This window comes from Pannonibacter sp. Q-1, assembly GCF_054073275.1.
The window spans coordinates 56,478-70,961 of record NZ_JBSXNB010000004.1 but is presented as its reverse complement, the minus strand read 5'-3'; the positions used below and the strand labels follow the sequence as shown (position 1 = coordinate 70,961).

Genomic DNA, 14,484 nt, shown 5'->3' with positions numbered 1-14,484 from the left:
CATGAATTTGACCCGTAACAAGGCTTAGTCAGTCACGGTCAATGCTTTTATCCACGCAATGCCCTGAAACAATGGCCAAATTGAGCCGTTTACGCAAGTGCTGGCCACCATTTCGTGAACGCATCAAGACGAAAAATGCCACGTCATGGACAAGCTTGCAGGGCAGCAGAAACCTGCTGCCCTGAATGGTTTACAGGCCGCCGCTGCTGGAGACCTGCGTGTCACCAATCGTGCGCAGGCCGAACCGGAAGAAGAATGTCCGGTTCACCGTCTCGCCATTGTTGCGGCTGCGGTCCTGCTGATAGGAAAGCGACATGGAGAAGCCTTCATCATCATAGCCAAGGCCGCCGGAGTCCTGAACAATGTTCTCATTCTTCAGGTCATAGCGCACGCCGCCGAACAGCCGCCAGTTCTCTGCAATCCGCAGACTGCTGGAGGCCAGGATCTCTTCCCGCTTCTTGTCGATGCCAAGATTGGGCTGCTTGTCGAGGAAGGCATAGGCCAGAGTGCTGACAACCGGGCCATAGGATCCCGTTGCCTGCATCTGAAGGCGCCGCAAGGACAAATCATCACTGTCAAAGCGTGCTTGTGATCCAAGCGTGACACCGCGCCGTGTGTCCAGAGCAAAGCCGGCCACATAATCCGACTGGCGTGTATCAAGACCGGAATCCAGCGAAGAGCCGAACAGATCTGCCTTGGCAAAGGAGTTCCGGCCCGACAGATGGAAGGACCGGCCGAACAGGGTGCTCAGATACTCGCCACTGTCCAGTTGCAGCTTGTAGCTGAAGCCAAGGTTCGCACGGGTGCCGCCTTCCGCACGGTCATAGCCCGAGAACTTGTCATATTCGAACAGGGTGGTCGTATCGAAGACAAGGCTCTGGGCGTCTTCGTTCGGCAGCTCTCCGATTCTCTGCTCATCCGGCCGCACGATAATCTGCGCGATCGGTTCGAAGATCTGGTTGCCGCCGTTGAAGCTGGCAATGAACGGATAGCGGTACTCCATGCCGACGGCAGGAAGGACGCGGCCCACAAAGGCTTCATCCGTCAGCGGGGTCACGTTCTTGTCCTGCGAGCCGAGGAAGAACAGGTCGCCGCGTACATAGGCGAAGGGCGTGAACATCTGACCGATCGGATCGATCAGGGTCCGCCGCCATTGGGTGTTCACGCTCCAGCGCGAGAATGTGCCGTCCACACCACGGTAGCGGTTCACGCCGTTGACGGAATAGGCGTCAGTCTCAGCCCGGGTCAGGCTTGTGAAGTTGCTGTCGAAAGACAGTTCGCCGCCCGCAATCGGCTGGTCGAACACGTAATTGACATCAGCCACCGGGAAGACGAACGGCTGCTTGTCCTGCAGCTTCGACCCCACCTTCGCAAACTGACCAATCGGTGCGTTTGTCGTGGTGTTGTAATCTTCCTGCGAAATCGAGAAGGCGTAGGCATAGATGCTGGCAGCGTTCCGGTCCTTGTACCGGCTGATGGAGACCTGCGAAACGTCGCTGGTGCTGCCAAGCTCTGCGCGCGAATAGTCCGACAGGAAAGCCCGGTCGGACTTGTAGGTGAGGTTCCACCCCAGCGACCAGCTGTCAAAGAGCACATAGTTGCCCTCGGTGTGCAAGGCGCCGCGCCAGCGCCGGTTGCCGCTGGATGTCGTAAAGGCCGAAGGATCCTGCTGCGAAATCAGCGCACCTGAAATAAGGTACTTGCCTCCCTCAAGCTCCTGCCGCCAAACGGCAGTTCCAAGCGCCCCCTGCTTGGTGAAGCCGGTCGCGGAGACGGTCAGATCATAATGGGGATCAAGCGCCCAGTAGTAGGGAACGGTCAGGCCGTAACCCAGGTTGGACGAGACCGAGCCCGAGGGCGTCAGAAAGCCGGACTTCCGCTTGACCGAAGGATCCGGCATCGACAGGTAGGGAACATAGGCGATCGGGGTGCCGAAGAACTCCAGCTGGGTATCCTCGAACCGGATAACCTTTTCTTCCTGATTGTGGACGATCTTCTGGGCACGCAGGCGCCATAGCGGCGGTTTTTCAGCCGGCTGGCGGGTGTAGACGGTGTAGAGCCCGTTGTTGAAGGTGGTCACGTTGCCGCCTTCACGGTTCGCGCTTTCCGCGATGAACCGTGTGCGCTGGGGCGAATCCACCTGCAATGAGCGGGCAAAACCTTCGGCGAAGTTGTCCGTCAGTTCCATTTCCTGCGTCGTGACGATGTTGCCATCCGGCTCCGCCATCTTGACGTTGCCCTTGGCAAACATACGCCCGGATCCGCGGTCGAAGATGACTTCGTCCGCTTCCAGCGTGTAGCCGTCATAGAAGATCTGCACCTTGCCGCGCGCCAGGATCTTGTCCCGGTCGTAGTCATAGGTGAGATCATCCGCTTCCAGCAGCATCTCCGCGTTGGGATTCACGTTGGCAGAGACGGACGCAGACGCGGGCGACTGCGCCAGAACCACAGGCGCGGCCCAGGGAGCGGTGATCAGTGAGCAGGCAATAACGGTACCAAGGCCGCGGATGAAAAGTCCGCGAACCGGGGCACAGGCACCCGAATTCAGGAGGCCCGGCTTGAGACGCATCTTGTTCGCCATCTAGCCGTCTTCCTGATTGAGCAGGATCGTCAAACCCATGAGAACTCCAAACACTCCCGGGGCCCAAGCAGCGATCACTGGGGGGACGATACCGGCCCCTCCGAGATCGCGTGCGAGCTCAGAGAGAACGTAAAGCACGAACCCGGCGGCGATTCCACCCAGAATCATCTTTCCGAGACCACCAAAGCGCGAAACCTTTAAAGAAACTGCTGCTGCGATGAGCACCATCGCCAATAAAAGCAGGGGACGAGCCAGAAGCGTTTGATATTGCAGCGTATACCGATAGGCCGGAAGACCGGCGCGGCTGGCCAGTTCAATGAAGCGCGGCAGGTTCCAGAATGAAATTGATTCGGGTGAGCCAATGCTCTCGCGCACTTCCGTCGGCGTCAGGAATGTGCTGACCTGATAGGTGTTGTGGCGCTGCGGATCGGCATTGGTGCGGTAGACAACCGCGTCCTTGAGCACCCAATAGCCGTCATTCAGCTCCGCTTCACGGGCTTCGATCCGCTCATCGAAGCGCCCCTGCCGGTTGAATGTGAAGACGGTGACGCCGCGCAGCGTCGTGCCCTGTGCCAGCAGCTGCTCCGCATTGAGCACTGATTCGCCGTCAAGACCATCCTGCCTCATCCACACCGCGTTGGTCGTCTGCAGCAGGAAACTGTCCTCACCGCCGAAAAGACCCGCGGCAACCCTGTCGGACTGCTGCTGCATCCATACGGCGACCGGATTGTAGAGCACGACCGACAGGCCGCCGAGCACGAGAGCCACCAGAGCGGCCGGTGCGCCGAACTGCCAGACCGAAATGCCCGCCGCCCGGGTGACGACCAGCTCCAGGCCGCGGCTCAGGGTGACAAAGGCGGAGATGGAGCCGAAAAGGACGGCAAAGGGGATGACCTGTTCCAGCAGCAGCGGCACGCGCAGCAGTGAAATGATGCTGACACGCAGCACGGAAATATCACCCTGCTCACCGGCACGGCGCAGCAGTTCCAGCACATCGAACAGGAAAATCAGGATCGCAGCCAGCAGGAACAGTCCGAGGATGGACCGCAGGAACCGGCGGGAGAAATAAAGGGAGAGGGTCGGCCCAAGCATTCCGGTCAGGCTCCCTTCGACAGGCGGCGGCTGAGACGGTTCTGCAGGCGCTCGCCGAAGTCTGTCATGCGTTCAACCAGCTTTGCAAGCCAGCGGGGGGCCGCCCCCGTGTCGGACTGGAGAATGAACCAGGCCGGCAGCACGATGCCGAGCACCGGCACGGTATAATAGGCCGCGATGATCGCAGCCGAGCCGCTTGCAAGCGATGTCGCGCCAAAGCCTGCCGTGCGCAGCAGGATGCAGCCGCCAAGCGCTCCCAGCAGCGCAAGCCCGCGGTCCTGACGCGTGGTGCGGGCCTGGCCAAGGAAGACAAAGACGATCAGGCCAAAGGCAATGGCATAAAGCGGCTGGCTGAAACGGTTGTGAAGTTCCGCCGCGATCCGCTCCGGATACCGCTGTGAAAACTCGTCAGGCGCCGGATTGCTGATGAGAGCCCATGTGGAGCGCTCGCTGGCCTTGTAGACTGGCTCAACCGCTTCCGGAACAAGGCTCGACAGGTCGAAGGCATAGGACTGGAAGCGGACGATCGAGATGTCGCCGCTCGTCTTCGGACGGCGCTGGATCGTGCCGTTCTGCATCACCAGCAGCGTTAGCCCCTGCACCTCGACAATGTGCCCGACCTCGGACTCATAGGTGAAGATCGTGGCCGGATCGCGTGTGTCATGCAGCAGCAGCCCATCCAGCGCACCATCACCGGAGCGGTTGCGGATATGGAATGTCAGGCCATCGGCCATGGAAATGAAGCGGCCGGGCTTGACGATATTCGCCACAAGATCGACCCGCACGCGGGTGATTTCATCGCGCAGCCGTGCCAGCCCCTCCGGCGCCACGTAAAGCGACATGGCGCCCGTCAAGAGGGCGATGCCGAGCGCGAAGATGAGAACTGGCCGGAGCACCAGATAACGGGAGCCGCCCGTGGCATTGATGACGATCAACTCGCTGTCACTCGACAGGGCGTTGAGAACGAGGATCAGGGCAATCATCAGCGCGAAAGGCGCCACGATGACGACCAGAAACGGCATCGCCAGCATCGTGATGGAGATGAACTGGACAATGGTCTGGCCCTTGGACGTGACCAGATCGAGCTGGCGCAGGGCCTGGGTCGCCCACACCACGCCGGTCATGGCCGCGAGGGTCATCGTAAAGACGAAAACGGACCGGCGGATGATGTAACGTTCGAGTGTCTTCATGCTCTCTGCCGGACTGCAACGCGGTTCAACCGCAGACCTGTTCCACCCGATCATGGCCTTTCAAAGCCGCCGGATGCCGGACTGCAGCAGACTGCCCGATTGCAGATTTATTCGGCAAAGGCTTGCTGCACAAGGCATATCAGGCCACATTGCTGGAATTTACCGCATCCTGGCCCGTCTTTTACGGGCGAGTGAACCCAAGATGGAAAAATGAACAAGCTTACGAAAATCCAATTCGGCAAGGCCTCCGCTGCGCCGGCTCCTGCCGCTGTCGTTCTGGCTGACGATTCTCTGGCCGCCGGTCCGCTGGCCGCAGGCCTGCTGGATGCGCTGCCGGGTGGTCTTGCCCGTGCGGCCAGTGCCGGCGGCTTCAAGGGCAAGCGCGGCTCGAAGCTGGATCTCGTGGCGCCCGGCGGGCTTGATCTCGACCGTCTTTTCGTCTTCGGCCTCGGCAAGGCGCAGGACATGCAGGATACCGACTGGCTGAAGCTGGGCGGTTCCGTGCAGGCGGCGCTGGCCGGCGCCCGTGCTGCCGATGCCATCGTCTATCTGGAGCTGCCCGGCGGCGGCGAGGTGAGCGCCAAGGCCGCCGCCCAGTTCGCGCTTGGAGCAAAGCTGCGCTCCTACAGCTTCGATGCCTACAAGACGAAGAAGGATGAGGACGGCCAGCCGGTCGAGCTGACGCTCAACATCATCGGCCCGGAGTCCAAGGCTGCCAAGAAGGCCTTTGCCGATGCGGAAGCTGTCGGTGACGGCGTGCTGCTGGCGCGCGATCTGGTCAATGAGCCGGCCAATGTGCTCGGACCCGTGGAGTTCGCGGACCGCGCTGCGAAGCTCGAAAAGCTGGGTGTGGAGATCGAGATCCTCACCGAAAAGGAAATGAAGAAGCTGAAGATGGCAGCGCTTCTTGGCGTGGCCCAGGGCTCCGTCCGCCCGCCGCGCCTTGTCATCATGCGCTGGAACGGCGGCAAGAAGGATGAAGCCCCGGTCGCCTTCGTCGGCAAGGGCGTCGTGTTTGACACCGGCGGCATTTCCATCAAGCCGGCGGCCGGCATGGAAGACATGAAGGGCGACATGGGCGGCGCAGCTGCCGTCACCGGCCTGATGCATGCGCTGGCGGCCCGCAAGGCCAAGGTGAATGTCATCGGCATCATCGGCCTCGTCGAGAACATGCCGGACGGCAACGCCCAGCGTCCCGGCGACATCGTGCGTGCCATGTCGGGCACAACCATCGAGATCCTCAACACCGATGCCGAAGGCCGTCTCGTGCTGGCCGATGCGCTCTGGTACACGCAGGAGCGTTTCAAGCCGAAGTTCATGATTGATCTGGCCACCCTGACCGGCGCCGTCATCATCGCCCTCGGCAACCAGAATGCAGGCCTCTTCTCCAACAACGACGAACTGGCGCAGCGCCTGTTTGCCGCTGGCGAGACGACCGGCGAAAGCGTCTGGCGCCTGCCGCTGTCCAAGGCCTATGACAAGCTGATCGACACCCCCAATGCCGATGTGAAGAACACCGGCGGGCGCACCGCTGGCTCCATCACGGCAGCACAGTTCCTGCAGCGCTTCGTCAATGATGTGCCCTGGGCGCATCTGGATGTGGCGGGAACGGCGATGGGCTCCGTCAAGGACGAGATCAGCCAGGGCTGGGCGTCCGGCTTCGGCGTGCGCCTGCTCGACCAGCTGGTGCGCGACCACTACGAAGGCTGACACAGCTCCTAGCTGTTTTGGGGCGGCGGCCCAGCTGCTGCCGCCCCGGTTCCACTTCCGCCGGGGGACGCGATGTATACGCCCGCGCATTTTGCCGAAGCCGATCCCGATGAAATCGAACGCCTGATCAGCACATTTCCGCTGGCGGCGGTGGTGGCTGACACGCCGGGCGGACTTTGCGCCAACCATCTGCCGCTTTTGCTGTCCGGGGACAGGCTCGCCGGCCATGTGGCGCTGGCCAATGCGATGCACGAAGAGGTGCCGGACGGTGCGCCGGTGCTGGCCATCTTCCGGGGCGGCGATGCCTATGTCAGCCCCAACTGGTACCCCAGCAAAGCCGAGACGCACCGGGCGGTGCCGACCTGGAACTATCAGGTGGTGCATGTCCACGGCCATATTCGCTGGCTGCGGGAGGCGGCGGCCAAGCGCCGGATCGTCAGCCTTCTGACCAGCCGCTTCGAGAAACCGCTGAACGGGGAGGGCGCCTGGAAGATGGGCGATGCCCCGGCCGACTATCTTGAGGACATGATCAGCAAGATCGTTGCGCTGGAAATCTCCATCTTGCGGATCGAGGCAAAGTCCAAGCTGAACCAGAACCATCCCGAGGCAAACCGCCAAGCCGTCGCGCAGGAATTTGCCGCACGCGGCGTTGATCACCTTGCTGCTGCAATGCGCCGGAAGAGCGGGGAGTGAGGGTCTTCAGGATCCAATCTCAACGGCGCCGCAGGTCAAAGGCGGTACGCGTTATCCACAGCATCTCAACAGAAAACCCGCCGGTTTTCCGGCGGGTTATCAAAACGCTTCTTCACAGGATGCAGCAGGTCTGCAGACCCGCGTCATGCCCGGTTCAGGGGCTCAGCAGGCCTTGTAGGTCTGGCACTGCGTGGTGTTCTCCGTCACCACAAGACCCAGTGCTGCCGTTGCTCCGGCCAGACCCATGACCATGGTGAAGAACAACGCAACGCGAACAAGCATGAAAACCCCCGGGGAAATGGCCGCAAACGGCCCTGACACTTCTGCGCCGGTTCATTCAGAATCGACCTGAATGTTTTCCGGTTGCTTCACCATACCGGCCGCGCATTTGCGAGCGGTTAATGCTAGATGTCTGTCCGCATGTCCATTCCGGCACAGCACGTTTTGCGCTTATTGCCCGGTGATGTTGCACCTGCGCATCACCAATGGGGCGCCTGCGCGGCGGGCGGGGCAAAAAGGTCTGCAAACGTGGCGCAAGCATGGCAGGCTGGGGCGCTGCCGGGGATAACCCGCAACTTTTCACCGCGCTGCGCGGAAGGCCGCAAGCGCACCGGAAATCATGTGAGGAATCATCAGTGAGCACGGAAGTCCTGTTCTACCACCTGACCCGTCAGCCGCTGGAAGACGTGCTGCCGGGCCTGTTGATGAAATGCCTGGAACGGGACTGGAAAGTCGTGGTGCAATGCGGCTCGGATGAGCGCTGCGCCGCACTGGATGCGCATCTGTGGAGTTTCTCCGATCATGAGTTTCTGCCCCACGGTACCATCGCCGACGGCTTCCCCGAGCATCAGCCGGTGTTCCTGACCACAGGGCCGGACAATCCGAACGGGGCCGAGGTGCGCTTTCTGGTGGACCGGGCCGCGCCGCCGCCCATCGAGGGCTATGGCCGCGTCGTCGTCCTGTTCGATGGCAACGATCATGAGGCTCTGGCGGATGCGCGCCAGCACTGGAAGCTGTTCAAGGGGCAGGGGGCCGAGGTCACCTACTGGCAGCAGCGCGATGGCGGCGGCTGGGAGCGCAAGGCCTGACGGTGAGCTTTTCAACGCCCGCTCCTCCTGTTGTGCCGGAAGGCTCGCACCGGTTTCATTGGCTGGCTCAAGAAAAACGCGGCCGCTGCTTTTGTAACCTTCTGAAACCCGTTCGTTTTGCTGCATCGCCGCTGCCTGCAGCCCTGTGCTGCGGTATGTGTTGAAAATCAGTTTTGAATTTTTCTTGCGTTGCAGCTGCCGCAGCTTTCTCTTTTTTACCAAGGCCTCCGGTGTGAGGCCTTGCGCTGATGTTGCTGCTATTTGCCCCAGGGCAAGGAAAAGGCGCGTAATTCATCGCCGGGTACCGATTTTCATTGAGTGTTGCGCCCAAAGGGGGTAACAGCCCCCCAACAGGTTTTGTCCCTGTCCTCAGGACCGGATCCGCAAAGGGCACGAGATGATTTCCACCCCCTATTATCTGATCGACAAGTCGAAGCTTCTGCCGAACATGGAGAAGATCGCATGGCTGCGTGAGGCCTCCGGCGCAAAGTCGCTGCTGGCGCTCAAGTGCTTTGCGTCCTGGTCCGTGTTCGATTTCATGTCGAACTACATGGACGGCACAACCTCTTCCTCGCTTTATGAGGTGAAGCTCGGCCGGGAGAAATTCCCCGGCGAGACGCACGCCTATTCGGTGGCCTATGCGCCGGATGAGATCGACGAGGTGATTGCCTCGTCCGACAAGATCATCTTCAACACCATCGGCCAGCTGGAGCGTTTCGAGAGCCAGTCGGCGAACCATGTGCGCGGCCTGCGCGTCAATCCGGGTGTCTCGACCTCGGACTTTGATCTCGCTGACCCGGCCCGCCCGTTCTCGCGCCTTGGCGAGCACGATCCGGAGACGATCGCAAAGGTCGCGGACAAGATCACCGGCTTCATGTTCCACAACAACTGTGAGAACGCCGATTTCGACCGTTTCGACGGCATGCTTGGCCATATCGAGCAGCGCTTCGGCTTCCTCATCCGCCAGATGGAATGGATCAGCCTCGGCGGCGGCATTCATTTCACCGGCGAGGGCTATCCGCTGGAGAAGTTTGCCGAGCGGCTGAAGCGCTTTGCGGGCGAAAACGAAGTGCAGGTCTATCTGGAGCCCGGCGAGGCGGCGATCACCAAGTCCGCCACGCTGGAAGTGACCGTGTTGGATACGCTGCACAACGGCAAGAACCTTGCCATCGTCGACAGCTCCATCGAGGCGCATATGCTGGATCTGCTGATCTACCGGCAGAGCGCCAAGGTCGAGCCGAATGCGGGTGATCACGAGTGGATGGTCTGCGGCAAGTCCTGCCTTGCGGGCGACATTTTCGGCGAGTTCCGCTTTGAAAAGCCGCTGGCTGCCGGTGACCGGCTCTCCATTCAGGATGCGGCTGGCTACACGATGGTCAAAAAGAACTGGTTCAATGGCGTGAAGATGCCGGCGATTGCGGTGAAGGAGCTGGATGGCTCCGTGCGCCTTGCCCGCGACTTCACCTATGACGATTTCACGGCGGCCCTGTCGTGATTTCAGCCTCACACTGAGGCTGTACAACCCTTAGAGACCCAAGGAGGACTATGGGCGAAATGAAGCGCAACGTACTCATCATCGGCGCCGGTGGCGTAGCGCAGGTTGTCGCGCATAAATGTGCGCAGAACAACGACCTGCTCGGCGACATTCATATTGCTTCGCGCACCGTTGCGAAGTGTGAGCGGATTCTGGACAGCGTCCGCGAAAAAGGCAGCCTGAAGGTCGAGGGCGTTCTTCAAGCCCATGTCCTCAATGCGATGGACACTGCCGCCGTTGCGGACCTGATCCGCAAGACCGGCGTGCAGATTGTCATCAACGTCGGTTCTGCCTTCGTCAACATGACCGTGCTGGAAGCCTGCATCGAGACCGGTGCCGCCTATATGGACACGGCCATCCACGAAGACCCGAAGAAGATCTGCGAGACGCCGCCCTGGTACGGCAATTACGAATGGCAGCGCCGCGAGCGCTGCGCTGAGAAGGGCGTCACCGCCATTCTGGGCGTCGGCTTCGACCCGGGCGTCGTCAACGCCTATGCGCGCCTTGCCATCGACGAATATGTGCCTGAGCCCGAGTCGATCGATATCATCGACATCAACGCCGGTTCCCATGGCCGCTGGTTCTCCACGAACTTCGATCCGGAAATCAATTTCCGCGAGTTCACCGGCACGGTCTATTCCTGGCAGCAGGGCGCCTGGCAGTCGAACAAGATGTTCGAGGTCGGCAAGGTCTGGGACATGCCGGTCGTCGGCGAACAGCAGACCTACATGACCGGCCATGACGAGGTGCATTCGCTCTCGGCCAACTATCCGCAGGCGGACGTGCGCTTCTGGATGGGCTTCTCCGACCACTATATCAACGTCTTCACCGTGCTGAAGAACCTCGGCCTCCTGTCCGAACAGCCGGTCAAGACGGCGGAAGGCGTGGAAGTCGTGCCGCTGAAGGTGGTCAAGGCCGTGCTGCCGGACCCGTCCTCGCTCGCGCCCGACTACACCGGCAAGACCTGCATCGGCACGCTGGTGAAGGGCAAGAAGGACGGCAAGCCGGCCGAAGTGCTCGTCTTCAACGTGGCCGACCACAAGGAAGCCTACAATGAAGTCGGTTCGCAGGGCATCAGCTACACCGCCGGCGTGCCGCCGGTCGCCGCTGCCATGCTGATCGCGGATGGCACCTGGGACGTGGGTACGATGAAGAATGTCGAGGAGCTTGACCCCAAGCCCTTCCTCGCCATCCTCAACCGCATCGGCCTGCCGACCGAAATCAAGGACGCCTCCGGCACCCGGCCCTTCACGGCCTGACCCGGACTGCACCGCAAGATCCTCTCAGGCCTCCGGGAAACCGGGGGCCTGATTTGTATTGGGGGGATATGGACTGGGTGCTCACCCCAATCCTCCGTCATGCCACGGCTCGACCGTGGCATCCATGCCGTTGCCTCTCGATACGGCACAGCTTGCAGGTTCCCATCTGCGCCTGTCCCCGTGCGGTGAATTCAGGGAATGGATGCCACGATCAGGTCGTGGCATGACGAAAGTTGAGAGGGCGTGCCGTGCGGGGAGGCAGTGCGCTCAACCCATCCCCGTCATGCCACGGCTCGACGGAGGCATCGATGCCGTTGCCTCTCCACACAGCGCATCATTCGTGTTTTGTTCCCGTGCGGCGAGCTCAGGGAATGGATGCCACGATCAAGTCGTGGCATGACGGAAGTTGAGAGGGCGTGCCGTGCGGGGAGGCAGCGCGGCGGGGGATTGTCCGATGGAGGCGGGGATCCCGGTGCAAGGTGCAAGGCTTGAGGTGAGCAGAGCGCTCAACCATCACTCCGTCATGCCACGGCTCGACCGTGGCATCCATGCCGTTGCCTCTCGATACAGCACAGCTTGCAGGTTTCCATTCGCGCCTGTCCCCGACAGCAAGTTCAGGGAATGGATGCCACGATCAAGTCGTGGCATGACGAAAGTTGAGAGGGCGTGCCGTGCGGGGAGGCAGCGCGGCGGGGGATTGTCCGATGGAGGCGGGGATCCCGGTGCAAGGCTTGAGGTGAGCAGAGCGCTCAACCATCACTCCGTCATGCCACGGCTCGACCGTGGCACCCATGCCGTTGCGTCTCGATACGGCGCAGCTTGCAGGTTTCCATCCGCGCCTGTCCCCGTGCGGTGAATTCAGGGAATGGATGCCACGATCAGGTCGTGGCATGACGAAAGTTGAGAGGGCGTGTTGTGCGGGGAGGCAGCGCGCCGTAATCCCGTTGTGGACCGGCCCGCGTGATCATCCGGCCTGGTGGCTGCAGACTGGCGCAGACGTCCTGTTCAGCAGAAGAAGAACATCGGAAAGCGGCATGGGCTGGCCGAGAAGATAGCCCTGCACCTGCGGGCAGCCAATGCTGCGCAAAAGCTCCATCTGGTCTTCTCTTTCGACACCCTCGGCGATCACCAGCATGCCGAGAGATTTTCCAAGGTCTATGATGCTGCGCATGATCTCCTTGACGCGCAGGTTCGGCTCATTGGGATCAAAACGGGCGATGAAACTGCGGTCAATCTTGAGAATGTCGACCGGCACCCAGCTGAGATACTCAAATGACGAGTAGCCTTTGCCGAAGTCGTCCAGCGCCACCCGCACGCCAAGGGCCCGCCATTCGTTGAGCCGCTCCACGGCAGCCTTTTCGTTGTCCAGAAACACCGATTCCGTGATTTCCAGCTCCAGCCGCTGTGCCGGCAGACCGGTCCGTGCCAGGATATCCGTGACCTTTTGCGCAAAGCGTGCATTGCCGACCTGGACCGGCGAGACGTTGACGGCCACGCTGAGATGACCTGGCCATGACCTGGCCTGTTCGCAAGCTGCCGCAAGCACCCATTCGCCGACCTGATCGATCAGGCCTGTTTCCTCCAGAATGGGAATGAACCGGCTTGGCGGAACGGGACGGTTGTGCTGGTTGCGCCAGCGCAACAGCGCTTCGAAGCCAATCAGCCGGCGCGTCATGGTGCAAAAGCGGGGCTGGTAGTGCAGCTCGAACTTCTGCTCCGAGACGGCTGTCCGCAACGCGGCAACCAGATTCCGGCGGCTGTTGAGTTCATCCAGCATGATCGGCCGGAAGAAGGCGTAGTCGCTGCGTTTCGGTTTGCGGCTCTTGGCGTGGTACATTGCGACATCGGCATCAACCAGAATGTCGCGGCGGCCGGCCCTGTCTCCGGTGGCAATGGCGATGCCGATACTGCATCCCATGCGGAAGACGCGCGTGTTGGATTCTATCGGGCTGCCGATGCTGGCGATCAACTTGCGGGCCAACTGCCGCAGAGCCATTCTGGAGGTCTGGTCTTCGAGCACGATGACGAATTCGTCCCCGCCAAGCCGGGCGATGGTGTTTTGTCCGTTTCCACCGGCAGATGCGATGCGTTCTGCCAGAACCTTGAGCACCTGATCGCCGGTGTCATGCCCATAGGCATCATTCACAGCCTTGAAATCATTGAGATCGATCAGCAGCACGGCGAAACCGTTGATGGCACCGGCCTCGAGCCTGGCCGACACGGCCGTGATGTGCTGGCGCAGGAAGGCACGGTTGTGCAGACCTGTCAGCACATCGCGGTAGACGAGTTCCTTGAGTTCACGCTCCCGCTCGCGCAGCTTTGCCGTGATCTGCCATTGTTCCGTGATGTCGATACGGCGCGACATGGTGGCGCCTGTTCGGGACTTCATACGGAAATAGATATAGGTCCTGCCGCCAAGGGTCTGGATTTCCCTGTGGTGGTCAACGAGGGTGCTGGCGAGCTCGGCACGCCCGGCAAGATAGGCATCCGGATCGGTGCGGGCGAGGGGATCATCGATGATGCCAGCCTCAAGGTCGAGCTTGTAGAGATCGAGGTGCCGCGCCCCAAGCAGGCCTTGCCGCCCGGGATAATGCGGAAAGACCCGGTGGTATGCCGGGTTGGAGAACACCACACCATCTTCCTCATCATAAAAGGAAATGGCTTCCTCGCTTTGCTCCAGTGCCTCCAGCACCATCTGCGTGAGTTTCTGACGCTGCAGCGTGCGCAGGCTGCTGTCTGTCAGGCGGATGAGATTCTGCCGGACGGCCTGCTTTCCGGAATCAAGCTGCGGACAGCGCAGGACAACTCCGCCGATGATCTGCCCGTCACTGTGAAGCCGGAAAAATACCGGGCGCTCAAGGCTGGCGGTCCCGGCCAGCTCCGGCTCCGGGTTTTGCGTATCCGCAAGCCAGTCACTGACGGTTTCCACTGGCAGGTCCGTCATGCCGGCGCAGAAAGCCCGGCGGATGGAACGTCTGTTCAGAGCCGCAACGAAGCCGGCAAGCTGGGTTGGCCCCAGCATCCGTTCACAGGCGGTATGGAGCGCCTGGAAAATCCCGGTTTCATCCGCTGCCTGTTCCATGCCGATAACGGCGTCCGTAAAATCACGGGAAAAAGCAACGGCTTGGGTCATAATCTCTTTCAAAGAATCAGGTGGCGGGATTCGGAGCAGAACTCATCTCGAACTTGATGATAAACGACATTATTGGCATGACAGTTTGATGTCATTTTGGTTCAGCGTTTTCGTTGAGGTGTTTGACAGGCTGTCTGCTGCATTTGGTTGTGCAGTTTGTGGGGTATATCTTTGGTTGATTTTGTGCGGGGCTGCCTGAGCGCG

Annotated in this window: 9 protein-coding genes; 5 read left to right on the top strand and 4 right to left on the bottom strand. The window is 60.9% G+C overall.

Annotation, left to right across the window (positions count from 1 at the left end; genetic code table 11):
• Positions 1-190 precede the first annotated feature (190 nt).
• Genes ACVNHC_RS11880 through lptF form a run of 3 tightly spaced genes read right to left on the bottom strand, consistent with a single transcriptional unit; the run spans position 191 to position 4,863 of the window.
• A complete protein-coding gene (locus ACVNHC_RS11880) occupies positions 191-2,581 on the bottom strand; it encodes an LPS-assembly protein LptD (RefSeq protein ID WP_058899846.1) in 2,391 nt (796 codons plus the stop codon).
• A complete protein-coding gene (lptG, locus tag ACVNHC_RS11875; RefSeq protein WP_050475168.1) occupies positions 2,582-3,673 on the bottom strand; it encodes an LPS export ABC transporter permease LptG in 1,092 nt (363 codons plus the stop codon).
• 5 nt (positions 3,674-3,678) lie between these two features.
• Positions 3,679-4,863 carry an LPS export ABC transporter permease LptF gene (lptF, locus tag ACVNHC_RS11870; RefSeq protein ID WP_186393380.1) on the bottom strand — a complete coding sequence of 395 codons (1,185 nt, stop codon included), beginning with the start codon at positions 4,861-4,863 and terminating at the stop codon, positions 3,679-3,681.
• A gap of 210 nt (positions 4,864-5,073) precedes the next feature.
• On the opposite strand from lptF, the gene ACVNHC_RS11865 reads away from it, so the two are divergent.
• The 5 genes from ACVNHC_RS11865 to ACVNHC_RS11845 all read left to right on the top strand — a co-directional run bounded on the left by ACVNHC_RS11865 (position 5,074) and on the right by ACVNHC_RS11845 (position 11,147).
• Positions 5,074-6,573, top strand: coding sequence for a leucyl aminopeptidase (locus ACVNHC_RS11865; RefSeq protein ID WP_457167409.1), 1,500 nt, complete (start codon positions 5,074-5,076; stop codon positions 6,571-6,573).
• 72 nt (positions 6,574-6,645) lie between these two features.
• Entirely contained in the window at positions 6,646-7,266 is a 621-nt protein-coding gene (locus ACVNHC_RS11860) for an FMN-binding negative transcriptional regulator (protein WP_457167408.1), read from the top strand.
• Between the two features lie 635 nt (positions 7,267-7,901).
• A complete protein-coding gene (locus ACVNHC_RS11855) occupies positions 7,902-8,354 on the top strand; it encodes a DNA polymerase III subunit chi (protein WP_058899843.1) in 453 nt (150 codons plus the stop codon).
• A 397-nt stretch (positions 8,355-8,751) separates the two neighbouring features.
• Positions 8,752-9,849, top strand: coding sequence for a carboxynorspermidine decarboxylase (locus tag ACVNHC_RS11850; RefSeq protein WP_174235466.1), 1,098 nt, complete (start codon positions 8,752-8,754; stop codon positions 9,847-9,849).
• Between the two features lie 59 nt (positions 9,850-9,908).
• Positions 9,909-11,147 (top strand): saccharopine dehydrogenase family protein, encoded by a 1,239-nt coding sequence (locus tag ACVNHC_RS11845; RefSeq protein ID WP_457167407.1) that lies wholly within the window; start codon positions 9,909-9,911, stop codon positions 11,145-11,147.
• Between the two features lie 964 nt (positions 11,148-12,111).
• Here ACVNHC_RS11845 and ACVNHC_RS11840 read toward each other — a convergent pair.
• Positions 12,112-14,280, bottom strand: a complete 2,169-nt coding sequence (locus ACVNHC_RS11840) for a putative bifunctional diguanylate cyclase/phosphodiesterase (protein ID WP_457167406.1) — start codon at positions 14,278-14,280, stop codon at positions 12,112-12,114.
• Positions 14,281-14,484: the final 204 nt, after the last annotated feature.